Origin of the sequence: Ralstonia sp. 1138, assembly GCF_040544795.1 — a bacterium.
Lineage (GTDB): Bacteria > Pseudomonadota > Gammaproteobacteria > Burkholderiales > Burkholderiaceae > Ralstonia > Ralstonia flatus.
On record NZ_JBEPKQ010000001.1, the window covers coordinates 632,010 to 658,042 of the forward strand.

The window sequence follows — 26,033 nt, forward strand, 5'->3', positions numbered from 1 at the left end:
CAGGGTCCGTTCAATCGCGCGCTCAAGCGGGCACGCAAGCGGCGCGGCACGCATATGGCACCGTATTCCAGGGCAGCTTTACGCCAACAGCGCAGGCGCCCTTACGGAAAGTCGGCGTTGTGTGCCGCGCAGCCCGGGCCCAGCATGAGCCGGTGTGGCGTGCGTTACAGAGGCTCCGTGCGCACCCCACTGTTCATCTAGGAACGGCGTGCATGGGACCAAACTGGCCAGACGGCATCAAACCCCCGGATAGCGTTCTCCAGGCGCAACGCGAAGCGCAGGCCGCCTATGCCCGCGCGCAGGAACAGGCGGCTGCCGCGCAACGGCAAAAGGCGGCCGAAGACGCGCACAAGGCCACGGTCGACCAGCTCGGCAAGCTGAAGCAGGCCGGCAACCCAACCGCGCTGAACCAGGCCGTGAGCGCCGAAATGGCCGCGCTCTACACCCAGGCGCACAACGCGCCCTACAACAGCGCCGACGCCAAACAGTTTGCCGAAGCGCTGGCCCTGCTGCAGAGCGCGCACGACAAGGGCAGCGCCGACACGCTCTTCGCCTCGGCCTGCGCCGATGCCGCCATCGACCGCGCCAACAAGGCCGTCAATGGACCGAAGCAGGATTACGCAGCCGCCATGCGCTCGCTGGCGGGCGATCTGGATGTCAACCACGCCACGCCGGCCGTCCTCAACTTCACGCTGGGCGACACGCGCACGCGCGACCTCGCCAACCACGCGCGCGGCAACTCGGCCGACGACCTGAAAAACATCGCCCAGTCGATCACGCAGCGCGATACCAATGCGCCGGAGTTGCTGGCCATGCTGGTCGACCAGCAGCCGCTGGAAACGCTCACGAACCAGTCCGTCCGCAGTTCCGACCCGGCTTCAAAACACGACGCCCTGCTCAACGACCTGATGTTCATCAGCCAGCGTCTCCAGGGTGCGCGCAAGACGAGCTACTCGCCCAGCGGCGAGGAGTTGAACGATCGGCTGGCGCAATCGCTCGCGCATCGGCTGGAGAACGACCCGCTGGTCGACTACACCGGCAATCATCTGGACACCGCTGGTGAAACGTTTGGCATCAAGCAGCTCGTCGACAAGGGTGCCGATCCGACGCTGATGTTCAAGGTGGCGGACCAGATCGGCCGCGACGGCCAGGCCGGCAGGCTCAACAGCCGCGTGGAAAGCCTGTTCGAGGGTGGCACGCGCAACATCCTGCTCAAGGAACTGGCCGGCAAGACGCCCGACAAGCCCATCCAGGCGCCGGTGGCGGCACCGATCAACCCCACGCAGATCCAGCAGATCACCGGCAAGATGCTCAGCAACCTGCCGGGCAATGGCACCACGCTGGCGCCGGGCGTGGACCCGCTGCAATACGCGGCCATCCTTACGCGGCTGCAGGCCGGCGCGCACGCCGACCCGACGGCATTCCAGACAGCGGCAACCGCAGCACAGGAACAGCTCAAGCCCGAAGACCCGCACATCGATGCAAACCAGCGCACCGACGATGCCATCGGGCAAGTCAGCAACCTGCACCTGTTTGCGGACACACCAGCAACGGCCATCCACCAGATGCTGGATGCGACACCGGCGCAGCAGGATTCCCCCGCGCTGCAGGCCGATCGACATCAGACCGACCAGGCGTGGAACGACCTCACGCAAGCGCAGATCCGGCAAAAGCAAGCCGCCGACAGCCACGGCGACGTAACGAGCGCCAACCAGGCGCTGGCCACCGCCACCACGGCGTACAACAAGGCGATCGTCCAGGAACTCAAGGACACGTATCCGCAGATTCCCGGCGACGATCTGCTCCGTTACGGCCTGAACGGTGTCTACCAGAACGACCTGCAGGCCGCCGTGCAGCAGCTCTACCAACATCACGATGGGCAGGTCCCGCAGTTGTCGGGCACCTATCTGCAGGCGGCCATCGTGACGGAGTTGGTAGACAACACCATGCGCAGCACGCCGCCGGGCCAGGGGGCGGAGGCCCCCGAATACAAGGGGCTGGAAGCGCTTCAGCAATACACGGCAGCGATGGGCGATGCGCCGGGCGGCAACACCGTGCGCGACGCCATCCTCGGCGACAGCCGCATCCAGCAGATGCGGCAGAACGTGGTGAACACCGTCATCGACCCCGTGCGCGGCGAGCCGCAAGACCGCATCAAGGCGCTGGACCAGATGAGCCACATGCTGTCGTCGTATCTGCCGGTGGATTTCGACCACGCCATCCAGAACGCCGTGGAGAACGACCCGACCGTGCAGCACATGGTGGACGAAACCGCCCGGCTCACCACCACGCTGCCGCCAGCCGACGGCATCGCGCGCACGGCCGACCTGCTCGACAGCCTGGCCACCACGCCCAACCTGATGGCGCGGCTCTACGCCGTCATCGACCCGCCCGGCGGCAAGCCGCCCTCGGCGATGATGAACTGGATCGCCAACCACCCGCGCGACCAGAAGGCGGTGGATTACTACCGCAACCTCGCGCGCATCGGTAACCGGCTGTTCAACGGCGGGCTTATCCTCGGCAATGGCGAGAACGCGCTCGTGGATGGTTACGGGCGCCTCGTCCACGCATTCCAGCAGCGCCTGACCGGCGACAAGCCCGTGCTGTCGGACTACGGCGGCACCGAGGCCGGCATGCTCAGCGTCGACACGAACCTGATGCCGACCATCAGCAAGGCGCTCGAAGCCGGAGCGCCGCCCAAACTGTTCCTCTCTGCGCTCAGCGGCTACAGCTACCGAGACAAGACCGGCGCCATGACGCAAGCGGCCGCCGGCATTGCGCCGACCGACCGCGTGGTCAATCCGATGAACATGGCGCTCAAGGATGCCAAGGGCGAAGCCGCATCGGACGACAGCCCGGCCGCCAAGGTCAACCAGTCGTTCTCGTCCGAATTCCAGCAACTGGCCAAGGCCAGCGGCCTGGCACCGCGCAGCTTTGCCACGTTTTCCGATTTCAGCGACTACGTCGGCCAGCAGGCCGGCATCAGCGCACGCACACCCGTTACCGCGGCCGACTGGCAGGCCGTGCACGACGGCACGTTCCGCTACTACGACCCCAACCAGCTCGTCTACCGCAACCAGGACGGCAGCGGTACCACGCTCGACGACCTCGCCCGTGCCGCGTGGCAGGCCGGCGGCGGCGACACGGGCCCCGTCACCGTCACCGGTCTCACCTTTGTACTGGCCGAAGGCAGCAGCGACCCGCAGCAATCGGTGCTGCTCGACGTGCGCCGCGACGGCCACGACCGCTACGTCAGCGCGAGCACCGACAAGGCGCACAAGACGCGCGTGTACGACAGCTGGAGCGACTGGGTCAGCAACAACGATTTCGGCCTCGGCCAGGTGTCTTACCTGGTGGGCGGCCAGGCGACATTTGACGACCAGGGCAACGCCATGGCGCTGGTCGCCACGCACGAGACCGGCCACGAACCGTGGCTGACGCCCGAGACGGCGATCATGATCAGCGCAGCCGTGGTGTCGATGGTGGCCGCACCCTTCGCCGCGCCCGAGATGGTGCTGCTGGCGATGGCCGCGCGCGGCACGATGTTCGCCATCGGCGCCATGCAAACAAGCGAAGCCGCCGTGCGCGTGCTGGAACACCCGGGCGACGCCACCGCCTGGGCCGATGCCGGCTTTGCGCTGCTGATGACCGCCACCGACGGCATCGGCACGCTGGGCAAGATCGGCCGGGTCGGCATGATCGGCCGCACCGCCGACGATGCTCGCGCGCTCGAACGCTGGATGGCCGCTCGCCCCGTCAAAGGCTTCGCCGACGAGGTCAACACCTTCGCAGAAGACGTGGGCCGCACGCCGCTGTTCAAGGTCGCAAAGTACGGATCGATGGCCGGCATGGGCTGGAACATGATCCAGACCGGCGCGCAATGGAACCAGATGACGCACCAGCAGCGCGCTGTCGCCATTGGCCAGACCTTCGGCTTCCTGGCTGCCGGCATGATCGAGCAGCCGGGCGAGGCGCTCATGCTGCGCAAGGTGGCGCGGCGTAATGGCAACGCGGTCGGCACAACGTACGCGCCAATGGACACAGATCAGGCGGCAGCGGCAGACGCGTTGCTTGAGCGGTTGCACCAGTGGATGCCCAAGCCTGGAGAGGGCTTGCACCCTGTGGTTGCCAAACTGGGGGCGGATGCATTCGATCATCTACGGGACGCGCTTGCCGGCAGACAGCTGGATGCACCGGCCGTGCGGGCGCTGGGCCAGCTCACAGCGATGACCAACGAGGTTGGCGCGCTCGCCAACACCGCCGTACCCGTCGCGGCCTTGAGCGGCAACGTGATCCAGCTCGATGGTGACCCGCACGACAAGGCTGCCCATACCGAACCGGAGGTGCTTCCCAGCGACCACCCCAGGCGTTATGGCACGCCGGGGCTGCATTTCGCGGACCTCGCCGACCCGCGTGTTCTGGCTCGGGAGCGTGTTGCCATCCTCGACGACCTGCACGAGGAGATCAACCGGCTGTATCTGTACGGCGGCGAACCGCACGCGGGCATGGGAATGGTCGTCTCCCGCTCCACGCCCGAAGAAGTGCAGCAGCATGGCCTGGACGCGCGGCAGATCCATCGCAACGTGACGGCCTTCGGCTTGCTGATGGGTATGAAGCCGGACGAGTATCTCTACCTGCTGCCGCTGGGCAACTTGCGCGTGCCGGACGAACCCGTGGCCGGGCGGCGCACGGAGAACGGCAGGCCAGTCGCCGACGGCTTGCCCGTGGCAAGCGTGCAGCCCGCCAACAAGGTACTCGGCTATATCCCCTCTGAAACTGCGGGCCAGGGAGCGCCAAGGATCGAGCTGAACTACGATCCGGACGGCCCCATGCAACCGTACGACGGCAGCCTCGCATTCCTGCCGAACGTCTACCGTGCCGCCTACCACGACACGCCGAACATCAATCTGATCGACCCGGAGTTTCCGGACTCCGCGCCGTTCCTGCTGCACTTCCCGCAGCGCCGCGCCAACCTCAGCGGCGTACCCACCGATGTGCCGATTCCGCATGGCAGCCCCGCACCCGGGAAGGCCGGCGTGATACCAGCCTATGTGATTGCCGGCGAGGTGGAACACCACGGCATCTGGCTCGACGTGGAATCGGCCTACGGGTCCGTTGAGCACGTCCCCGCCGGCTTGCCGAGGCGGCAGACCGACCACGGGCTACAGGTGCGGCTGGACGGCGTCGCGCTGGCCGAACGGGTGTGGGACGATCACAACTTCAGCATGGAGACGACGAGCAATATCGTCGTGCTTGGTTGCGATACCCGCTCGGGTACGGCGCCGCCATTGCTGGTGAATCTGTCGAACGAACTGTCCAACCGCATACGCCAGCGACGCAGCGCCGAGGGGCAGATTGCTGATCCACGCCCCGGTATTCGCGTGCAGGGTCAGGACGGGCTCGACTGGTTGCAGCTTTCCAACGGTGCACAAGACGGGCGCCGGCAAGTCATCAACGCCCATTTCGATGGGCAGACGCACGGCATCGTGGCACTGCCCGTCATCTCACATGCCGATGCGCTCTATGCCAAGACGAAAGAACGGCTGCGCATGCTGTATGACGGCGATGAGCCGGTCTTTCCCGAGGGCGACAGGATGATGCTGCTGCTCGACGAGGCGCACAGCCAGATCGCGGCGGCAAACGACCTGGCGCAACACGGCACGCCGTCGGGCGCCTACAGGACAGCGAGTGATCCGCTGGAACTCCTAGCGGGCTCGCCCGCATCGCACGTTGCCGACGCAGTCAACCAGCGGCCGTTCGCAGACGCCTGCAACCAGATTCTCTCGCTACTCAATGCGGACCTCCCATCTTCCGTGCTTCGGATGCGGATTGCGGATGTGCTTGGCAGGGTGGTCGCGCATCCTCACCTCACCTACAAGCGCGAAGTGCCCGCCATGCCGGCGCTGGGCAAGCCGCGCCCGGTTACGCTCACGCTCCACGCGCAAGGCGCGCCAGACCCGGCCACCCCCGCAGTTCTCGTTAACGAGCGGCCTGCCTACGACTGCACCGCCTGGGACGACCTGCCCGCCCAGCCGCTGCTCGTGAACGCCAGCACCGCGTTCCACGACAACATGCACTTTCCGGCGGGTATGGTCGGCGCGGCGTTCGACGGGCACGGCCCGATCGTCAACAGCGCAGACAACGCCCTCCTCACGCCGTTCGACATTGCGCGCGCGCTGATCGACACCCCGTTCGACCAGATCCATTTTGATGGCACCACCCGCACCCGGGACGTTGGCGCCGACGGTGCAATGCTCACGTTGCGCCGCGTGATGGAAATGAATCCGGAAATGGAGGCACCCGGGTTCTTCGTCGCGCTCGAGCATGGGGGCGCGATCATGCCGGAAGTGGCGCGCTGGCTGGCCTTCCTGCTCAAACGCGACAACGTGCGGGTGTTCGGCCTGGACGGCCAGCGCGCGCCGATATCTGGTGGCGTAGTGAGAGACCCCGAAACCGGCAAGCCAGCCAGTGAACGCGTCCGCACGATGCGCGATGAAGACACCCCAGGGCGCATCGTCCTCTATACCGCAAAGGATGGTGGCGACGCGCCGGTGCTTCCGAGCATGATCAAACCCCGCACCGCCGATATCGGCGCGAAAGCCATCGGCGGCATGCGGTACGCCTTGCCGGAAGACGTGCTGATCGTCGAGGGCAAGCTGCTCGATGGCGACCCGAATGCGATCTGGCTCGACGGCATCGTTGAAAAAAATGGGCGGACCGAGCCATCGATTTTCTCCAGTAGCGAACTGGCCGAGTTGATCAACGCGCGGCTATGGGCCAAAGGCTTCGAGAACGCAGATGCCGTGCCCGTCGTGTTGATGGTCGACAACGGGCTCAAACTCAGTCGGCGGCTCTCCGAGGCAATCCGCAACCCGGTGTTCGCCACCGAACACAAGATTGACCGCTCGCAGATACACAACCCAGACTGCCGCGTCGTTCCCACGCACCCAGACGACCCCGCGTTCGCCGCTGCGCGCCAGCCTGGATGGAAACTTGATCCAAACGGCCGTGCGTGGCCGCCTTCCGAAGAGACGCCTTACGTAGCGCCTACCGAGGCGTCATCCGAGCCACGAACACCACAGGCCACCCGAGAAACACCGCCGGACGAAATGCCGGGCGATCCGGACGTCATCGCGCTTGACAGCGGCGGTCATCCGGCTGCATCGCAACCAGCCTCGTCCTCCGGCGAGACGAGCCAAAGCCCGACCAGCCAGCCGGTGCCAGCGGACAAACCACTGAGCCGGTTCAAGCGTGTGGCGCGGGGTGTGCAAGACCTGCCCGCCCGCGCTGCCGTGGGCGCCATGGCCGGCCCCCGCCGCATGCTCGCCCTCATGCCCATGCGCACGGCAGCCGCGCGCGTGGACCGCGGCCGCGCGCTGCATGTTTCCGGTGAAAACTTCCACCAGGTCGCCATGTCGCACAGCAATGGCGCGCTGGATAGCACGCGCCATTTCACCTACGCATTCGCCCGCAATGAGAACGGGCCGGATACGCTGCTCGGGCAAGTTGTGTTTGACGACAAGGGTATGCCGTCCTGGCGTGCCCTGGATGCCGACAAGCGCCACTTTGACGGGCTGGTCTCCATGGCGGACAGCCCGCTGGGCGCACGCACCTCCTACACGCCCGAAACGCTGTTTGTGGTCAGCCAGCGGCCACCTGCAGAAGTGGCCATCGATCAGAGCGTCAAGGAGCTGGGACGAAAGCGCACCTATCGCGGCGTGGGACTTGCCGAGTCGGACAAGGCATCGGTGCGGCCCGAACTCTCCGCCATCGTGGACACCGCAGGCACGCAAGGCAGCAAGATCAAGGAGCGCGGGATCCGCAACGTCGATGCGCCGGGGCTCGCCGCCGTCACGAAGCGCTCCCGTCAGAACAGCGACCTTCCGTTGCCTTCGCGTATCCGACGCACATTCAAGGAATCGTTGTTCGTGATGCGCGACTACCCGACCGTGGGTCTGCTGCGCGAGCAGACAGCGCTGAAGCTGCTGGAGAACGCATGCAAGATGCTCAGCGTGCCGTTCCCGCGCAAGCTTGCCCAGCACTTCAGCGTAGCCAGTACGGCCGACCGCCGCGCTGTACGCGCGTACCTGAACCTGCCGCACAATGAACAGGATTTGGTCACGCTCGCCGCGCGCACAATCTCCCCCTCGAACATCGAGACCGCCGGCCAGGCATTGCTGTGCAAGAACATCGGCGTGATCACCGAGATCCGGGTGGTCGCAGCAGAAAGCATGTTGTCGGCTGCCGGCCTGGGGCGTCCGCTGCCGCACGTGCGCCGCCTGTGGCAGGCCGCAATGCGCGAGCACGGCGAAGTCTCGTTCGATGAGAACGTCGGCGGCCTCGTCAACAAGGACGGTGCGATGGTCGTCGCGCTGGACTGGTTGAACCAGGACTCCGTCAACAAGATGTTGGACTTTTCAGCCAAAACCGGCGCGCAGGTCACGCTCTGGATGGACCCGGCCAACATGCGCGTTGGCACCGATGGACGTCCGGTACCGGGACCGAATCGCCCCATCAACATGGTGCGGTTTGGCAAGGCCTATGAAGCGTGGATGCGCGACAACCCGGGCAAACACCCTACGGTGAACGTGTTTGGCACCGGCAACGACAACGTGCTCGATCCGGTGGAGGGCATCGCCTCGCTCAAGGTCGCTCGCACGCTGCTGGACAGCCCGTACATGACCGATGTGCACATTGCGCTCGACGGCACCTCCGACTACACGCGCTCGCAGGAGCTGACGCGTGCCACGGCCGAGTTAATCCTTGAGAACGGCAACTGGAAGCGCATCCACTTCGATGCTGCGCTCGGACGGCCGTTGAACCGCCTGACAAAGGAGGACATGTCGATCCTCTACGAGCCGCTGATGAACCAGGTGCGTGAGGTCATTGACGAGCGCAACCTGCAAGTCAAATTTGAAGAGGTGCGTCGCGCACTGTTCGCGGAGAACACAACGCATCGGGTCGAACAAGCGAAGTACAGCACGATCCAATGGGCGCGCTCGAATCGCGATGCACTCCGCGTGCAGTCCAACCCGCGTGCGGACGCCCATGCGCAGCGCTGGCTCGATCAGCACGGTGATCGTGTGCAGCGTAGCCACGTAGCCCCCGCAGAACCTGCGCATGATGCCGTCCTGACCGACTGGGACGGCTTGATGACCGACCCTGAACTCGACCCGGCACGCTACCAGCAGCACCGCGACCTGACACCGATTCCCGTGGCCGAAGACGATGCCGACGCCATGCTGCGCGCGCTCGGCTACGGCCCGATGCGCGCGCCCACCAAGCTGCTGCAACGCACCGATGCGCCGTCCGCCTATGGGTCACTCAACCAGCGGGCGCTCCTGCAGATCGGCAAGGCGGTCGCGGCCGGCGCAGGCGGTGCTGCCCTCTCTGCCCTGCTCGTCAGCCTGGGTAAGGTGGACCTGCGCGATTCGGCCTCACTGGCGCGCGCGCTGCCGGCGTTCGGTCGCACGGCCCAGCAATGGCGCGCCATCCTCAGTTCCAGCATCCAGCGCGGTGATACCGCGATGATCGAGAACAAACTCATCGCGTATTACGCAGGCATCGAACGCTATGCCAAGGCACGTGATGTCTCGCCCGAGCGCCTGCCCCACATCCGCGCGGTCATGGAAGAAACGCTGGCTGCGATCGGCATGCTGCGCGACCGGGCCAAGCCTGGTGCGCAACCTCGTCTCAGCGAGGAGGAGCGCGATACCCACATTGCGCGCGTCACGTCCACCTGTTTGCAGCTCGTGGACGGCTACCTCGGGCTGCCCGCATCGCAGATGCACTTCATGCATTCGGGCGTGCGGTCGGGCCAACTTGGGCGCCTGGCGTCCACGGTAGGCGGTGTGGTGGGCGTCGGCGCGTGGGGCGGCATGATGCTCGAAGGCTTTGTGCCTCCGGCGCTGGCCATCACCATGATGGCGGGCAGCACACTCAACGCGTTCTACCATGGCTTGCTGCGCTACAGCTTCCGCCGCGGCTTCGACTTCAACAACAGCGATGTCGTCCGCTCGCTTGTGCACGGGGCGTACACGTTGTCTTCCACCGGCACCATCGTCTCGGCGATGACGCATCCGCCAAGCGTTGCGGGGGCCGTATCGGTGGGCGGTTCGGTGATCTATCTGATGTCGACGCTCAAGGCCGTGGTGCCGAACTTCATGCCAGGCGTGATCCGCGCCAGTGCGGGCCTCACTGCCTTGGCGGAAACCACCGCACTGATTTCAGCCTGGATCAATTCGGGGCAAGGACCGCAACCCGCGCAGCCGAATCAGCCGCCCCAGCAGACCGGCCCGGCACAGCCACCGCCCCATACGCCGGTCCTTCCGCCGCCGCCCCCCGTGCCGCCCGCCCCGGTCACGCACCTGGTGCCCGCCGTCACGCACGACGTACTGGCTGGCGAATCACTCTCGCGCATCCTGCGCAACGAGGCGAACCGCGGCACGATCGTGGTCGGCCCGACGTATCGCGAGCTGGAAGCCGTCATCGATGAGGTTGCGCGACTGAACCAGCTTGCCAATCCCGATCTGATCCATATCGGGCAGAACCTCATCATCGTGCCGGCGCATCAGGCGCCGGGGCCCGGCTGAGTGCGAGCGTGCGTGTTGGCGTGTCTACGCACCAGCGTAGTCGCGCACGCGCACGCGCCACCCTACGCTGCACATTCCCCTTCACTACGGAGCCCGCTCCATGTCGACCCATCACGCATTCCGTTCCCTTCAACCCGCGCTGCGCACTGCCCTGATGTGCGCCGCCTTGACGGCATTGACCACAGCGCCCCAGCTCGCCCAGGCGCAGGTGGCGCCGCGTGTGTCGGTGTCGCATTACGACGTCTTGCGGACGGAGTTGTTCTCGGGCATTCCGGTCACAGCGGTCTTCTCGCCGTCGCAATGTCCGAATGGACAAGGTGCCGTCGCCAAGGCAGCCGCGCCGGTGGTTCACGGCGGTTTTGCGGTGCGCGACTTCCTTGAAGTCGAGGGCAGCAACATCGGCTTCTCTAACCAGCATCTGACGCTGCGCCCCGACGGCACGCCTGTACTGGAACTCGCGCAGTACCGCGTGACGCCCGACGACAAGGCTACGGTAACTGTGTCGTTTCTTTCGCCGCTGACGTATCAGGCTGTGTCGGCGCCGCAGACGTTCCAGTGCGCGATCGGCGCGGGCCTGGACTTTTCGATTGGGCTGGCAGGTCTGCTGCGGCGGTAAGCGGACGCGGCCTACGCGCACTCAGCCCTTAGCGATGTCGCGCAGGCCGGGCAGGTCGAGCAGTTCGATCTCGCCATAGGCGACCTTGAGAATGCCGCGCGCCTGAAAATCCTTGAGCACGAGATTGACGGTCTGGCGTGACAGCGCGAGCAGCAAGGCAAGCTGCTCCTGCGGAACGCGCAGCACGCGGCGGGTGCCGAGGCGCAAGTCGCCGTAGCCGGCGGCCATCAGCAACAGGCGACGCGCCACCCGCACCGATGCCGGCAGCAGCGCCGTTTCTTCAAGCACGGAAAAAGCCAGGCGCAGCTTGTGCGTCAGCAGCAACGCAAAAGCGTGCGTGTGCTGCGGCGCACGTTCAAGCAGGTCCATCAACGCGGCCTGCGGCATGTGCAGCAGCACCGAATCGCCCTCGCCCCATGCATCGTGTGTGCGCGCCTGGTTGTCGAACACGCCGATCTCGCCAAACCAGTTCACCGGCTCCAGCACGGCCAGCAGCGCTTCGCGGCCGTCCGCCGTGGTGGCGCGCACGCGGATGCCGCCTTCCACCACGCAATACAGCCCGTCGGGCGGATCGCCGCGGCGAAACAGTACCTCCCCGTCGGCCAGCCGGCGCACGATCGCCATGTCGATGAGGATCTCCTGCAGGGGCTTGCCCAGACCGCCAAACCAGTTGCTGGCGTGCAGGCGGTCTCGGTACAGCGCCGCTGAGAGCGGGCCGGGCGGCGGAGTGCTTCGGGCGGGGGCGGAATCCATGGGCGCGGGGCAGTGGAATGTGGCGGATGCGACAGGCCCCAAACACGAATGCGCTGTCTGCGCCACCATCCGGACGCAACGACACGCTGAACGCATGGCACTGTCTACGACTGGACGATGATAACGACGGCACCGCCCGGACGTCCACGCCGTACTTGCGTAAGCTATGCGCCACCAGGCATGACTTCAGGCAGCCCCGCCCGCCACCACGGAACACGTCGCCCATGAAGAATCCCGACTACGACCCCGCCAAGCCGCACCACACGCCGGACGGATTCCGCAACCGCTATCCGCACCCGCGCCCCGACGCCAATTTCTGGCAATGGCAACGCGAGCGCCGCCGCCTGAAGCTGCCCAAGCCGCCCACGCAAGACCTGTCCTGCATCGCGCCCAACCTCAGCGCCATCCATCAGCCGCCGGATGTGCCGCAACTCACCTGGATCGGCCACGAAACGCTGCTGCTGCAGATCGACGGGCTCAATGTGCTGACCGACCCGGTGTTCTCCAAGCGCGCCTCGCCGCTGCCGTTTGCGGGGCCGCGCCGCCATCAACCGCCAGGGCTGTCGCTCAAGCAGTTGCCGCATATCGACCTGGTGCTGATCTCGCACAACCATTACGACCACCTCGACCGCGCCAGCGTGCGTGCGCTGATGCGCCAGCCCGGCGGCGCGCCGATGTTTTTCGTGCCGCTGGGCATCGACCGCTGGTTTGCGCGCAACGTGCGCGGCACGCGCCTTGCCGGCGACCAGCCCAACGTGCGCGCATTCGACTGGGACGACGAAGCGCGCTTCGGCCCCTTCACCGCGCACTTCTGCGCCGTGCAGCACTGGTCCGCGCGCGGCCTGTACGACCGCAACCACACGCTGTGGGGCAGCTGGGCGCTGCTGCATCCGCAGCTGCGTTTCTGGTTCTCGGGCGATCTGGGGTATTCGCAAGACACGCGCGACATCGGGGCGCGCTTCGGCCACTTCGATGTGGCGGCCATTGCCGTGGGCGCCTACGAGCCGCGCTGGTTCATGAAGGCGCAACACATTGACCCAGCCGAAGCCGTGCAGGTCATGCAAGACATCGGCGCACGGCAGGCAATGGGCATCCACTGGGGCACGTTCGAGCTGACGGACGAAGCGCTGGACCAGCCCATCACCGATCTCGCCCACGCGCTGAAGGCGGCCGACGTGCCCGCCGAGCGCTTCCTTCTCTTCAAGCATGGCGAAACCCGCGTGTGGGATGCCGCCGCCTCGCGGCTCGTGACCGACGTGACCGAAGTCCCCAAAGAAAAAGCGCGGCCGCGAGATGACTCGCTGGCCGCGCAGTAAGAAACTGGCAGGTCAGGCACAGACCCAGCGTCGCTCGCCATTGGCAGCGGCGCTCGGGTGATATCAGATCAGGTCGGCGTCGGCAGCCATGCGCGATCGCGCAGGCGCGAGCGGATGCGAGCAATCGCCTGGCTGTGGATCTGGCACACACGCGATTCCGACACACCCATCACGGCGCCGATTTCACGCAGGTTCAGATCCTGCTCGTAGTAGAGGCTCATCATGAGCTTTTCGCGCTCGGGCAGTGCCTCGATGGCAGCCACCACCGATTCGCGCAGGTCGTGGTCCAGCAGCTGGTCCAGCGGCGTGGCGTCGTTCTCGGGTGCGCGGTTCTCGATGAAGGCGTCGGCGTCTTCGCGGTCGAAATCTTCGTAATACAGCAGCTGGCTGCCTTGCAGGTCGACCAGTTGCTTCTGGTATTCGGCCAGCGACATGCCCAGCGCGGCGGCAATCTCGGTTTCGGTGGGTGCGCGACCCTTCTGCTGCTGCAGCTTCTGGATCGCCTGCTCGATCGTGCGCGCGTTGCGGCGCAGGCCACGCGGCAGCCAGTCCGAGCCGCGCAGTTCGTCCAGGATCGCGCCGCGGATACGCTGGGCCGCGTAGAACTCGAACTGCACGCCCTGCGTTTCTTCATAGCGCGACAGCGCATCGAGCAAGCCCATCATGCCGGCCTGGATCAGGTCGTCCAGCTCAACGCTGGCCGGCAGCTTCACCATCATCTGGTTGGCAATGCGACGCACCAGGGGTGCGTACGTGGCCATCTCGTCGGACTTGGTCTTGCGACCCGTTGCGGTGTACATATCCATGCCTGCCTTTGACGCTTCGTTCATGCTGCGCCTCAATAAACCAATTCGGCCGCGCGTGCGGTGGCGCCGGGTGTCGCTGTCGATGCCGACATTGACGTTGCTTGCGCCGATTCATCTGCCGGCTCCTCAGCCGGTGCCCGCGCCGACATGACCACCCGTGACGGCGCACTGCCATCACCGGCTTGGGCCTCGGCGCTGGCCCAGCTCAACATTTCTTCGGCAAGCTGGCGGAAGGCCATGGCCGAAGGCGATGCGGGAAACGCACTCGCCACGGGCTTGCCGAGCGAGAGCGCGAGTTCTACGTGCCGGTCCTCGGGGAGGTAGCCGGCAAAATCGATTCGGGTGTTCAGGTACTGGCCCACGGTGTTGGCCAGGTTGCCGAACACGCGCACGGCGGAATCCACCGAATGCGCGCCGCACACCACGGTGCGGATGCCGGCGCTGCCTTGCAGCACGGCGGTTTTCTTGAGCAGCGTGTACGCGCTCTTGATGCCTTCCGGGCCATCCGAGAAGGTCAGCAGCACGTCGTCGCACGCTTCGGCCACGGTGCCCAGCGCCCGGTTGCCGAAATGCGCGGCCACGAGCGTCACATCCGCCGTCTCGTCGTGCTGTTCGAGCACGCCGGCCATGGCCAGCACGGTCTGCGCGCTCACCACGGCGGTATCGCGGCCCATGCCCGACAGCGCGATGCGCAGGTTGTCGACAAAGTCATCGACCTGCTCTTCCGCGCCGATCACGAGCACGCGGCGGGCGGCGGCATGACCGAGCATGCGCCGCAGCCCTGCGGCTTGATCCTTGGCGAATGGCGTCGTCATGGTCGCCCCCTTGTCAGGCGAAATCGAAAGCGGCCAGGCCGGGTTCGCGGTTGCCTGCGTTGCGTAACACCGCACCTTGCGCCACGAGCAACGATTCATCCGAATCGAGCGTGAACGACGACTGCTCCGCACCGGCCCGGAACGAGCGGTGGATCAACAGCTTCTTGTTCGGCACCGCAATGTCTTCCGGCACACGCTGGCCGTACGACACGTAGTGCAGCGGCAGGCGGCGGCGGATCATCACGTCCATCGCGTGGCCCACGGAAGCGGCCTCGTCGATCTTGGTCAGGATGCAGCCGGCCAGGTTGGCGTCGCGGTAGGCACCCACGACTTCATCGAGCGTCTTGCCGTTGCTGGCTGCGTTGAGCAGCAGCAGGCGCTTGATCGACGGGCCCACGGCATGCAGCATCGCCATCTGTTCGGACACGGCGCGGTCGCGCTGGCTCATGCCGATGGTGTCGATCAGCACGACGTGCTTCTCGCGCAGGTCGTTCAGCGCCAGGCTCAGGTCCTGCGCGTCCTTCACGGCATGCACCGAGACGCCCAGGATCTTGCCGTAGATGCGCAGTTGTTCATGGCCGCCGATCCGGTAGCTGTCGGTCGACAGCAGCGCCACGCGCGATGCGCCATGGCGCAGCACGAAGCGCGCGGCCAGCTTGGCGGTCGTGGTGGTCTTGCCCACGCCGGTCGGGCCCATCAGGGCAAACACGCCGCCCTGGTCGAGCAGGCTGTTTTCATCCGACACGGTGGTCAGGTTCTTTTCGATGGCGCGCTGCACGAAGTCCAGCGCACCTTCATACGTGTCGTGCTGCGGCATGTTTTCCAGCACGTAGCGCGTGAGCTGTGCCGAGAACCCTGCGTTGAGCATGGTCTGGAACAGGCGCGTACGCACCGGGTCGCCCAGCTTCACGCCCAGCGAGGCGAGGCTCGACATGGCGTCGTTCAGCGTGCTCTTGAGCGTTTCGATCTCGCCGACCATGCGGCGGGTCATCACGTCGGTCTCGGCACGGATGCTTTCCTTCACGTCGGCCTGGATGGCCGAACGCTGCAGGCTCACGTCATCACGCGGGGCTTCGGGCTGGGCCATCGTGTCCTCCACGCGGACGAAAATGTCGGACGATTTGCCTGCGTCGGCTTGCGCGTCGATGCGCGCCTTCACAGGGGCTTCGGCCTTCTGCTGTTCTGCACGGAGCGTGCGTGCCTGCGCTTCCACGCGCTCGGCAAAGCTGCGCAGCGTGACCGGGCGGTCGTCCTGTTCGCGTGCTTGCTCGCGTGCCTGCTCGCGGCGTGCGGCAAAGCGGGCGGTCGACTCCATCTCCGGCTGATCGTCTTCCACCGCGGTGCGGCGGGCGATGAACTGCGCGGTGCTGGCCAGGGCTTGCGCGGCAGACTCGGCAACCTCGGCGTTGGCGCGGTCCAGCGACAGGCCTGCCAGCATGCGGGTGGATGCGGCCAGTGCGTCTTCTTCGCCAAACGCCACGTCGTCGTCCACGCGCGTTTGAAGCGTGCGGCCGGCCGGCTTGGCGGCCTGCGTAACCGGGGCAACCGGCGCTGCCGGTGCGTCTTCCTGTGCAGGGGCGCGGCGCGAAGCGATGAAGCGGTTGCGCAGACGGGCCAGCGCGTTGGGCGCCGGCGTCTCGGCCTGCGGGGCTTCTTCAGCAGGTGCCTGAGCGGCGGTCACGGCTGCAGTTGCAGCGGCAATCGGTGCGGGCTCGGGAATCGGGGCCGGTGCCATCGGGCGGCGCTGCGCCGTCTTGGGTGCCGACGACTGCGTGTCGACCAGCGCATCCACGTGCGAGTCAGACGCGGCGATGATCTCGATGCCGCCCGGAATGGCGCGGTTCGACAGGATCAGAGCGCCATCGCCCAGTTGGTCGCGGACCTTGCGCAGGACGTCACGCGACGTCAGTCCGGTAAATCGATGCATTTTCATGCGCGGCCTCCAAGCATGGCGACAACCTTAATCGTTCGGTGATCTGGAATTTCTGCGTGCGACAGCACGCGCAGGCTCGGTGCGGCACGCTTGAACAGGCGGGCAAGCATCGGGCGCAGTGCGGGCGGTACGAGCAGGACGCCCGTCTGGCCCATCTGTTCGTGCTGCCGCGACGAGTCCGCTGCCGCTTGCATGAGCGAGTCAGCCAGTTGCGGTTCGATCGGGCCGGCGTTAGAGCCAACGACGCTTTGCAGCAAGATGTTCTCCAGATTCGGGTCAAGCGTGACGACCTGCATTTCGGTCTTGTTCGGGAAGAGCTGCTGGGCAATCGCCCGGCCCAGCGCCACACGCACGGCGGCGGTGAGTTCGGCGGGGTCTTGCGTCCTGCCTCCGTGTTCCGCCAGCGTCTCGACGATGGTGCGGATGTCGCGGATATGCAGGCCTTCGTCCAGCAGGTTCTGCAGCACCTTCTGCACGGTCGCGACGGGCAACAGCTTCGGTACAACGTCTTCGACCAGCTTCGGTGCTTCCTTGCCCAAATGATCGAGCAATTGCTGGACTTCCAAACGGCCGAGAAGCTCGGTGCTATGGGTGTAAATCAACTGATTGACGTGCGTGGCGATGACGGTGCTGCAATCGACCACGGTGTAGCCCTCGGCCTGCGCGCGATCGCGCACATCGGCGGTGATCCACATGGCCGGCAGGCCAAAGGTCGGGTCCACAGTCGGGGTGCCCGGCAGCTGCGTGCCCAGGCGACCACCCATGCCACCCAGGCCGCCCATGCCACCGTGGCCGCCCAGCCCGTCCTGGCCACCCGGATTGATGGCGAGGAACTTGCCCTGCTGCACTTCGCCGTGGCCGATTTCCACGCCCTTGAGCGTGATGCGATACGACGACGGGCCCAGCTCCAGGTTGTCGCGGATGTGCACGACCGGCGCCAGGAAGCCCATGTCCTGCGTGAATTTCTTGCGGATGCCCTTGATGCGGCGCAGCAGCTCGCCGTCCTGGCTCTTGTCGACCAGCGGGATCAGGCGGTAGCCGATTTCCAGGCCCAGCACGTCAACCCACGACACGTCGTCCCAGCTCGCCTCGGGCGTATCCACCGGGGCAATCGCCTGCAGCACGGGCTCGACCTCGGGCACTTCGCGCTTCTTCTTGAGGTACCAGCCCAGATAACCCAGACCGCCGCCAAACAGCACGAACGGGATGTGCGGCATGCCCGGCACCAGGCCCAGCAGGCCCAGCACGCCGGCCGTGGTCATCAGCACCATCGGCATGGCAAACAGCTCGCTCGACAGTTGCTGGCCGACGTCCTTGTCGGTGGAGACGCGGCTGACCATGATGCCCGCCGCGGTGGAGATCACCAGCGCGGGAATCTGTGCGACGAGGCCGTCGCCGATGGTCAGCAGCGTGTAGTTGGTGGCGGCGTGGCCCACGTCCATGCCGTGCTGGAGCACGCCCACGGCCAGGCCGCCGACGATGTTGATCAGCAGGATGGCGATACCCGCCACCGAATCGCCGCGCACGAACTTGCTGGCACCGTCCATGGAGCCGAAGAATTCGGCTTCCTGGGCAATGGCGGTGCGGCGCTTGCGGGCTTCGTCTTCGCGGATCAGGCCGGCGTTCAGGTCGGCGTCAATCGCCATCTGCTTGCCGGGCATCGCATCGAGCGTGAAGCGCGCGCTGACCTCGGCGATACGGCCCGCGCCCTTGCTGATCACCATGAAGTTGATGATGACCAGGATGACGAACAGCACGATGCCGACGGTGTAGTTGCCGCCCACCAGGAAGTGACCGAAGGCCTCGATCACCTTGCCGGCGGCGTCGGGGCCGGTGTGGCCTTCCATCAGCACCACGCGGGTGGAGGCCACGTTGAGCGACAGCCGCATCAGCGTGGTGATCAGCAGGATGCTCGGGAACGACGAGAAATCCAGCGGCTTGAGCGTGTGCATGCTGATCAGCAGCACGATGATCGACAGCGCGATGTTGAACGTGAACAGCAGATCGAGGATGAACGGCGGCAATGGCAGCACCATCATCGCCAGGATCAGGATGATGAGCACCGGGCCCGCGGCGGAGCGGTAGTCGCCCTTGCGCAGGATGTCGGTGACTCGGAGCAGTGCGGCGTTCATTGGAGGGCGTGCAGCGGGGGGGCTTTTCGATGGATGCCATCTTGCCGGGGGCGCCGCCAAATCGAAGACGTGAGAAAGCCGCCCAAAAGGCGGCTTTTCTCTGAAATACCCTCCCACCGGGGGGTGCGCTTCTACCCCTTCACGCCGCCAGGGGGGCCTGGGGGTGCGTCGTACCAGACTTTCATACAGAATCGCGTACTCAACCGGGCTGTACCAATCCTGTCCCTCGACCGCGCCCCTTTCGGTACCCTCGCGCTGCAGCAGCGGCCTGGTCGTATGCGCCATGCCGCCGGGGCGCTGGGACGCTGGGACGCTGGGTATGGGACTTGCAAATCATCCTGAAACGCCGCCCACAAGACCCGGATCCAGGCATCACCGCACGAAGGTGGTGCAGTGTCCGGTGCGTGGATGCACCAACCCGATCATAGGCAACGTTCAATGAAGCACCCCACCTCTGGATTACCGGACATCCATGATTGTTTGCCGGACTGGCCGTTCATCCGATGAGCGGCGCCATGGACCATCAGCTTCATCACGCAAGCAGCGCCGTTGCAGCAAGCGCTCCCCATGCCGCCCGGCACACGATGCTCGAAGACGTCTACGGTATGGCCGTCGGCATGATGTTCATCGTGACGGGGGTGGTGCTGCTCAGCGCAGCCGGACTCGTGACCGGTGGCATTGCAGGGATCGCGTTGCTCGTGTCGTACGTGGCGCCGCTCTCGGTCGGCACCATTTTCACGTTGGTCAACGTGCCGTTTTTCGTGTTCGCCTATTTCGTGATGGGCCCGCGTTTTGCCATCAAGTCGACGCTGGCCAGTTGCGGCATCACCCTCCTGCTGGCGGTGACGCGGCAGGCCTTGCACATCGATTTTGAGAGTCCGCTGTTTGCGGCGGTGGTGGGCGGAACGCTCAACGGCATGGGGGTGTTGGCGCTCGCACGGCATGGCTCCGGCGTGGGCGGCACGGGCGTTCTGACGCTCTGGCTGCAACGTACGCGGGGGATCAATGCAGGCATCGTGCAGGTGGCCATCGATTCGATGATTCTGCTGACATCGCTCCTGGTAATTCCGACCGGCCGTGTGGGCTGGTCGGCACTGAGCGCAGTTGCCATGAGCGCGATGGTGATCGCATGGCACCGCCCGGGTCGATATAACGTCGTGGTGCGATAGCGCCAGTCGGGGTCTCGGCGGCGAAAACATCACCGTTGGGGATCGCCGATCCCCTAAGCGTTGCCGGTGACGTCGTCATCGGTGTCGTCCGGGCCGGGCTGCGGGCCCGGGTCCATATCGGCGGGCACCGGCAGGTCGGTCGGGCGCACCGGCACACGGCCGCCCACCTGGTGCAGGCGGCGCAGCTGGTAGACATAGGCGAGCACTTCGGCCACGGCGGCGTACAGCGCTTCGGGAATCTGGTGACCGATCTCGGTATGGCGGTACAGCGCACGGGCCAGCGGGGGCGCTTCCAGAATGGGAATCTTGTGCTCCGTCCCCAGCTCCCGAATCTTTGCTGCGACCATGTCGGCGCCCTTGGCCAGCACGCGCGGCGCGCCGCCTTCCTTCTCGGAATAGCGCAGCGCCACGGCGTAGTGCGTCGGGTTGGTGACGATCACATCGGCCTTGGGCACGTCGGCCATCATGCGGCGCTGAGCGGCCTGGCGCTGCAGGTTGCGGATGCGGCCCTTGACGTGCGGATCGCCTTCGGACTCGCGGTGCTCCTTGCGCACTTCTTCCTTGGTCATGCGGTGCTTGCGCGCGTATTGCCACAACGACAGCGGCACATCCACGGCCGCCACCAGCATCATCACCGCTGCCATGCAGAGGAAGGCCACGCCGGCCACGTGCAGGGTGTCGCGCATGGCCACGCCCAGGTCCTGCTGCGGCAGTTCGATCAGGTCGCCCCGGTAATACCGGACCAGCAGCCAACCCACGCCGGCAATCAGGAACAGCTTGATCAGCAGGCGGGGCAGCTCCATCAGCCCCTCCATCGAAAACATGCGCGTCAGGCCCTGCAGCTTGAACAGGCGCGAAATATCGGGGGCCAGCGGCTTGAACGAAATGGCCCCGCGCGTGAGCGCAAGCGGCGACAGCGCGGCAATCACCAGCATCAGCATCAGCCCGCCCAGCGCCAGGGCCAGCGGCATGAACTGACCCGTGACGTAGTTCCACTGGTCCTGCCCGCTCGTGTAGTTGTACCGGTGGAATTCCAGGCAGCGCGCCAGAAACGACGATGCGGCCCGCACGATCGAATCGCCCATCACCCACAAACCGCCCGCGGACACCGCCGTGAGGGCGAACGAAGCCAGTTCCCGTGATCTGGGAACGTCGCCTTCCTCGCGCGCCTGCTCGAGGCGCCTCGGAGAGGCTGGTTCGGTTTTTTCGAGATCGCTGTCGTCGGACATGCCGGGATGCGAGGGGTGTAGGCGGTGGAATGAACAGCATCGGCCCCATGGCCGACCCTTGCATTATTCCGACACCCCCGTCTGGTCGAAGCGTGGAAAAAGCCGCCCCGGAGCGGGTTTTTCGATGAAATGGCGCTGGCTGCGGCGCAAACGCCGTCCATTCAGAGCTGACGTGGGGTTCGCAATGGCGCGGCAACGGCCTGCCGACCGGCAAGACGCCCGTCCGTCATATCGACCTGCGGAAAACTTCGTCGCCTTATGCAGGGGGCGTCCATAGCATGACCCGTTCTCCAAACCAGAATGCAGAACGGACCAACCGTCATGTCACCCGATCGAGCCAACTCCCCTGCCTTGCCCTTGCGCCAGCGCATGCTGGCGGCCCTGCTCGCCACCGCCCTTGCCACGCTCAGTGCGTGCGGCAGCGATTCGCCGCCCGGCACGTCCACGGCCGGCACCGACAACAGCACACCGGACACGCCGGCCCGCAAGCCCAACATCCTGTACATCATGGCCGACGACCTCGGCTATTCCGACATCCATGCCATGGGCGGCGAGATCGACACGCCCAACCTCGACGCGCTGGTGCAGTCGGGCCGGCTGCTGACCAATCACCACGCGGGCACCGTCTGCGCCATCACGCGCGCGATGCTCATCTCGGGCACCGACCACCACCTGGTGGGCGAAGGCACCATGGGTGCGCCCAACGATGAGCGCGCCGGGCTGCCCGGCTACGAGGGCTATCTGAACGACCGCTCGCTGTCGGTAGCGCAACTGCTGAAGGACGGCGGTTATCACACCTACATGGCCGGCAAGTGGCACCTGGGCAACGGCATTGCGGGCAGCGCCGCCAACCTGGGCAAGACGCCTGACCAGTGGGGTTTCGAGCGCTCGTATGCGCTGCTGCCGGGTGCGGCCAGCAACCACTTCGGCCATGAAAACGCCAACGCCAAGAACTACACGGAAGACGGCGCCTATGTGCAACCGGGCCAGCCAGGGCAACCGGGCGGCGCGGGCGGCAGCCCCGCAGTGTTCTATTCGACGGATTTCTACACGCAGAAGCTGATCAGCTACATCGACTCGCACAAGGGCGACGGCAAGCCGTTCTTTGCCTATGCGGCCTACACGTCGCCGCACTGGCCGCTGCAGGTGCCGGACCCGTGGCTGCACAAATATGCCGGCCGCTATGACGCGGGCTACGACGTCATCCGCGATGCGCGCATCGCGCGTCAGAAGGCGCTGGGCATCATTCCGGCCGATTTCACGCCGTTTGCCGGGCTGCCCGGCACGACCACGCGTTCGGCTGCATCGCCCAACAACGGCACCGCCAATGCCCGCTACATCAACGCCAACCACGGCCCCGCGCAGGGCTATACCGACTACGGCCCCGGCTACGTCAACAAGAAGTGGAGCGACCTCACGCCGCTGGAGCGCAAGGCGCAGGCGCGCTACATGGAGATCTACGCCGGCATGGTCGAAAACCTCGACTACAACATCGGCCTGTTGATCCAGCACCTGAAAGACATTGGCGAGTACGACAACACCTTCATCATGTTCCAGTCGGACAACGGCGCTGAAGGCTGGCCGATCGACTCCGGTGCCGACCCGAAGGCCACCGATGAAGCCAACGCCACCGAGCCGGTCTACTCCAGGCTCGGCACCGATAACGGCCTGGCCAACGCGCAGCGCCTGCAATACGGCCTGCGCTGGGCCGAGGTGAGCGCCACGCCGTTCAACCTGGTCAAGGGCCATGCGGCCGAAGGCGGTGTCTCGGTGCCGGCCATCGTGCGCCTGCCGGGCCAGACCCAGGCGCTGCCGCCCATCACGCGCTTCACGCATGTGACCGACAACACCGCCACCTTCCTGGCCTTGGCCGGCATTGCGCCGCCCAGCACACCCGCGCAGCCGGCCGTGGACGGCAACGGTGTGGACCAGAACAAAGGCAAGGTGCAGTACGGCGGCCGCGCGGTGTATCCGGTGACGGGCGTGTCGCTGCTGGCGTCGATCCGGCAATCTGCCGATGCAGGGCCCATCCACACGCAGCCCTTTGGCGACGAGTCGTACGGCCGCGCCTATCTGCGCAGCGCAGACGGCCGCTGGAAGGCGCTGTGGACCGAACCGCCGCTGGGCGCGGCCGATGGCCACTGGCAGCTCTTCGACATTGCCAGCGACCGTGGCGAGACCAACGATGTCTCTGCGCAGCACCCGGACGTGGCCGCCACGCTGTACCAGCAATGGCAGGACTACATGCGCAGCGTTGGCGGTGTGGAGCCGCTACGCCCACGCGGGTTCTACTGATGGGTACCGTGGTACAGCAGCGCAGGCAGCGGCGCGTGCGCTGGGTGTTGGCGGGTGCGGCGCTGGCCGCGGTGACCGCCGTTGCGTTGCACCCGGCGGGCGGAAACATGGCGGCCCGCGCCGCGAACGTGGTCACCGCGCACACCGCCCCACGCCTGCCACTGGGCACCACCGACGCCTGTGCCCGCTACGCCGGGTTGCCGCCCGGCTGGCGGCAGGACACGCGGGCCGGCATGGTGCACGTGAGCAGCGGCAGCTTCACCTTCGGCACCACGCTCGGCTACCCGGATGAACGCCCCGCGCAGCATGGCGGCACCGCCGCCCAGACGCGCGTGCGCGGCTTCTGGATCGACCAGACGGAGGTGACCAACGCCCAGTTCGCCGCCTTCGTGGCCGCCACCGGCTATGTGACCGACGCCGAGCGCCAGGGCGGCGCGGTGGTGTTTCACGTGCCAGATTCGGCGGAGATGCAGGCACGCCCCTATGCATGGTGGCGCTGGGTCAAGGGCGCGGACTGGCGCCACCCGACAGGCGCCGACAGCAGGCTTGCCGACGCCGACAACCAGCCCGTGACGCGCGTCACCCAGGCCGATGCACTGGCCTACGCCCGCTGGCTGGGCCACGACCTGCCGACGGAAGCGGAGTGGGAATACGCCGGCAAGGCCGGCCGGGACGGCGCCGATCTTGAGAAAGCCCCGCGCGACGGCAGCGGCAAACCCGGCGCCAATTACTGGCAGGGCATCTTTCCCGTGCTGGACACCGCAGAGGACGGCCGCGCAGGCATCGGCCCCGTCGGCTGCTATGCCGCCAACGGCTTTGCGCTGTACGACATGATCGGCAACGTATGGGAATGGACGCGCGACGCCTATACCGGCCCGCATCAGTCGCACGCCAATGGCGACACGCGCGCCGTGGCAGCGCTGGACCAGCCGCAACGCCTTGGTCAGAACAACAGCCAGCCGAACCGGCCCGTGGTGATCAAGGGCGGCTCGTTCCTGTGCTCGCCGGATTTTTGCGTGCGCTACCGGGCCTCCGCACGCGAGGCGCAGGAAGCCGACCTGCCAGCCGCGCACATCGGATTCCGGACCATCCTGCGGGATTGAAGGGGAAAGACAAAAAACAAAACGGGCGTTGCGCACATCGTCGCAACGCCCGTTTTGTTGTGTCCGGTGCCGGGTTCAGAAGCCCAGGCTTTCCAGCAGGTCGTCCACCTGCTCCTGGTTGGCAACCACATCCGGATGGTCCGGATTGATCTGCGGGCCGTTGAGCAGCGACGTCGCAACATGCGCGGCTTCCACGCGCAGGTGTTCCGGCGCGTTGTCGAGCAGGATGCCGACGAGCTGGCTTTCGATGAGCTGGACGACATCCAGCACCTTCTTGATCACCTGGCCCGTCAAGTCCTGGAAGTCCTGGGCCATCAGGATTTCCATGAGCTGCTGGTTCGTGTCGCGCGTTTTTTCAGGCACGCTGCGCAGGAAGCCGTTGGTCTGGCCGACCAGCTCGCGGATCTCGTCGTCGCCCAGTTGGCGGTCCATCCACGACTGCCAGCGGTTGACCAGCGCCTGGGAGTCGGACTCCAGCGCGTCTTGCACGGGCCGCGCCGCGTCGATGGCGTTGAGCACGCGGGTGGCTGCCTGCTCGGTCATGTTGGCGATGTAGTTCAGGCGGTCGCGTGCGTCGGGGATGGCCGATGCGGCCTTCTCGACGCCCTTGTCCAGGCCCAGCTCGCGCATGCTCTCACGCAGCATGCGCGTGAGGTGGCCGATGCGCTGGAGCATTTCGGGCATGTCGCCGTGGTCTGCACCCTCGGCGGCCGGCGCCTGGGCGCCATCGTGCATCTCGCTCATCACGCCCCCTTTTCGAGCTTCTCGAAAATCTTGCCCAGCTTTTCGTCCAGCGTGGCGGCCGTAAAGGGCTTGACCACGTAGCCGTTGGCTCCTGCCTGGGCGGCGGCGATGATGTTTTCCTTCTTGGCCTCGGCCGTCACCATCAGCACCGGCAGCTTGCTGATGGCGGTGTTGGCGTCGGCACGGATGCTCTGCAGCATCTGCAGGCCATCCATGTTCGGCATGTTCCAGTCCGAGATCACGAAATCGAACCGGCCTTCCTTGACCTTGGCCAGGCCGGCGGCGCCGTCTTCGGCCTCGTCGACGTTGGCAAAACCGAGTTCCTTGAGCAGGTTACGCACGATCCGGCGCATCGTCGGGAAATCGTCGACGACGAGGAATCGGTACTGGCTCTTGTCCATGGACACAATCTCCGCAAACTTACTGAATTGGGGGGTTTCGGGCTTCCTTGGCAATCTTATCGGCGCCTGGGGCCGATTCTTGAGCGCCGGAATGGTTTGGGGCGCCTGACTGCTGCGCCCCGCAACCAA

At 66.1% G+C, this 26,033-nt stretch carries 14 protein-coding genes; 6 read left to right on the forward strand and 8 right to left on the reverse strand.

Annotated features, from left to right (window positions below):
- Positions 1–212: 212 nt before the first annotated feature.
- Both ABIC76_RS02745 and ABIC76_RS02750 read left to right on the forward strand, forming a co-directional pair.
- A complete protein-coding gene (locus ABIC76_RS02745; protein WP_354532891.1) occupies positions 213–10,592 on the forward strand; it encodes a LysM peptidoglycan-binding domain-containing protein in 10,380 nt (3,459 codons plus the stop codon).
- 100 nt (positions 10,593–10,692) lie between these two features.
- The gene (locus ABIC76_RS02750; RefSeq protein WP_354532892.1) at positions 10,693–11,208 is read left to right on the forward strand and encodes a VirK family protein; all 516 of its coding nucleotides are present in this window, start codon (positions 10,693–10,695) and stop codon (positions 11,206–11,208) included.
- 21 nt (positions 11,209–11,229) lie between these two features.
- Here the strand turns inward: ABIC76_RS02750 and ABIC76_RS02755 are convergent, their stop codons facing one another.
- Positions 11,230–11,961, reverse strand: coding sequence for a Crp/Fnr family transcriptional regulator (locus tag ABIC76_RS02755; protein WP_027679299.1), 732 nt, complete (start codon positions 11,959–11,961; stop codon positions 11,230–11,232).
- A gap of 224 nt (positions 11,962–12,185) precedes the next feature.
- Between ABIC76_RS02755 and ABIC76_RS02760 the strand changes: the two genes are divergently transcribed.
- On the forward strand, positions 12,186–13,277 hold the full coding sequence (locus tag ABIC76_RS02760) for an MBL fold metallo-hydrolase (protein ID WP_354532893.1): 1,092 nt from the start codon (positions 12,186–12,188) through the stop codon (positions 13,275–13,277).
- A 68-nt stretch (positions 13,278–13,345) separates the two neighbouring features.
- On the opposite strand, the gene ABIC76_RS02765 is transcribed toward ABIC76_RS02760, so the two are convergent.
- From ABIC76_RS02765 to flhA, 4 genes are read right to left on the reverse strand one after another with little or no spacing between them, the layout of a single operon-like run.
- Positions 13,346–14,107, reverse strand: coding sequence for an RNA polymerase sigma factor FliA (locus ABIC76_RS02765; protein WP_027679301.1), 762 nt, complete (start codon positions 14,105–14,107; stop codon positions 13,346–13,348).
- Between the two features lie 8 nt (positions 14,108–14,115).
- A complete protein-coding gene (locus ABIC76_RS02770) occupies positions 14,116–14,898 on the reverse strand; it encodes a MinD/ParA family ATP-binding protein (RefSeq protein ID WP_102065978.1) in 783 nt (260 codons plus the stop codon).
- Positions 14,899–14,911: 13 nt separating this feature from the next.
- Complete coding sequence (gene flhF, locus ABIC76_RS02775) at positions 14,912–16,831, reverse strand: flagellar biosynthesis GTPase FlhF (RefSeq protein WP_354532894.1); 1,920 nt, start codon at positions 16,829–16,831, stop codon at positions 14,912–14,914.
- On the reverse strand, positions 16,828–18,963 hold the full coding sequence (gene flhA / locus ABIC76_RS02780; protein WP_027679304.1) for a flagellar biosynthesis protein FlhA: 2,136 nt from the start codon (positions 18,961–18,963) through the stop codon (positions 16,828–16,830). Before flhA ends, flhF begins: the two co-directional genes overlap by 4 nt.
- 515 nt (positions 18,964–19,478) lie before the next feature.
- Here flhA and ABIC76_RS02785 point away from each other — a divergent pair.
- On the forward strand, positions 19,479–20,132 hold the full coding sequence (locus tag ABIC76_RS02785) for a YitT family protein (protein ID WP_354532895.1): 654 nt from the start codon (positions 19,479–19,481) through the stop codon (positions 20,130–20,132).
- A 53-nt stretch (positions 20,133–20,185) separates the two neighbouring features.
- Here the strand turns inward: ABIC76_RS02785 and flhB are convergent, their stop codons facing one another.
- On the reverse strand, positions 20,186–21,361 hold the full coding sequence (gene flhB / locus ABIC76_RS02790; RefSeq protein WP_354532896.1) for a flagellar biosynthesis protein FlhB: 1,176 nt from the start codon (positions 21,359–21,361) through the stop codon (positions 20,186–20,188).
- Positions 21,362–21,682: 321 nt separating this feature from the next.
- On the opposite strand from flhB, the gene ABIC76_RS02795 reads away from it, so the two are divergent.
- Together ABIC76_RS02795 and ABIC76_RS02800 are read left to right on the forward strand one after the other, a co-directional pair.
- Entirely contained in the window at positions 21,683–23,656 is a 1,974-nt protein-coding gene (locus tag ABIC76_RS02795; protein WP_354532897.1) for an arylsulfatase, read from the forward strand.
- Positions 23,656–24,759, forward strand: coding sequence for a formylglycine-generating enzyme family protein (locus ABIC76_RS02800; protein WP_354532898.1), 1,104 nt, complete (start codon positions 23,656–23,658; stop codon positions 24,757–24,759). Before ABIC76_RS02795 ends, ABIC76_RS02800 begins: the two co-directional genes overlap by 1 nt.
- A 75-nt stretch (positions 24,760–24,834) precedes the next feature.
- Here ABIC76_RS02800 and cheZ read toward each other — a convergent pair whose 3' ends face one another.
- Entirely contained in the window at positions 24,835–25,503 is a 669-nt protein-coding gene (gene cheZ / locus ABIC76_RS02805) for a protein phosphatase CheZ (RefSeq protein ID WP_027679309.1), read from the reverse strand.
- Positions 25,503–25,904 carry a chemotaxis response regulator CheY gene (gene cheY / locus ABIC76_RS02810; RefSeq protein ID WP_004627759.1) on the reverse strand — a complete coding sequence of 134 codons (402 nt, stop codon included), beginning with the start codon at positions 25,902–25,904 and terminating at the stop codon, positions 25,503–25,505. Before cheY ends, cheZ begins: the two co-directional genes overlap by 1 nt.
- Positions 25,905–26,033 lie beyond the last annotated feature (129 nt).

What these genes read in the sequence shown, in the direction of transcription:
- ABIC76_RS02765 (WP_027679301.1), bottom strand. Translation starts at nt 14,107, where the DNA reads ATGAACGAAGCGTCAAAGGCAGGCATGGATATGTACACCGCAACGGGT.
- ABIC76_RS02755 (WP_027679299.1), bottom strand. Translation starts at nt 11,961, where the DNA reads ATGGATTCCGCCCCCGCCCGAAGCACTCCGCCGCCCGGCCCGCTCTCA.
- ABIC76_RS02770 (WP_102065978.1), bottom strand. Translation starts at nt 14,898, where the DNA reads ATGACGACGCCATTCGCCAAGGATCAAGCCGCAGGGCTGCGGCGCATG.
- ABIC76_RS02750 (WP_354532892.1), top strand. Translation starts at nt 10,693, where the DNA reads ATGTCGACCCATCACGCATTCCGTTCCCTTCAACCCGCGCTGCGCACT.
- ABIC76_RS02785 (WP_354532895.1), top strand. Translation starts at nt 19,479, where the DNA reads ATGGACCATCAGCTTCATCACGCAAGCAGCGCCGTTGCAGCAAGCGCT.
- flhF (WP_354532894.1), bottom strand. Translation starts at nt 16,831, where the DNA reads ATGAAAATGCATCGATTTACCGGACTGACGTCGCGTGACGTCCTGCGC.
- ABIC76_RS02745 (WP_354532891.1), top strand. Translation starts at nt 213, where the DNA reads ATGGGACCAAACTGGCCAGACGGCATCAAACCCCCGGATAGCGTTCTC.
- cheZ (WP_027679309.1), bottom strand. Translation starts at nt 25,503, where the DNA reads ATGAGCGAGATGCACGATGGCGCCCAGGCGCCGGCCGCCGAGGGTGCA.
- flhA (WP_027679304.1), bottom strand. Translation starts at nt 18,963, where the DNA reads ATGAACGCCGCACTGCTCCGAGTCACCGACATCCTGCGCAAGGGCGAC.
- ABIC76_RS02800 (WP_354532898.1), top strand. Translation starts at nt 23,656, where the DNA reads ATGGGTACCGTGGTACAGCAGCGCAGGCAGCGGCGCGTGCGCTGGGTG.
- flhB (WP_354532896.1), bottom strand. Translation starts at nt 21,361, where the DNA reads ATGTCCGACGACAGCGATCTCGAAAAAACCGAACCAGCCTCTCCGAGG.
- ABIC76_RS02760 (WP_354532893.1), top strand. Translation starts at nt 12,186, where the DNA reads ATGAAGAATCCCGACTACGACCCCGCCAAGCCGCACCACACGCCGGAC.
- cheY (WP_004627759.1), bottom strand. Translation starts at nt 25,904, where the DNA reads ATGGACAAGAGCCAGTACCGATTCCTCGTCGTCGACGATTTCCCGACG.
- ABIC76_RS02795 (WP_354532897.1), top strand. Translation starts at nt 21,683, where the DNA reads ATGTCACCCGATCGAGCCAACTCCCCTGCCTTGCCCTTGCGCCAGCGC.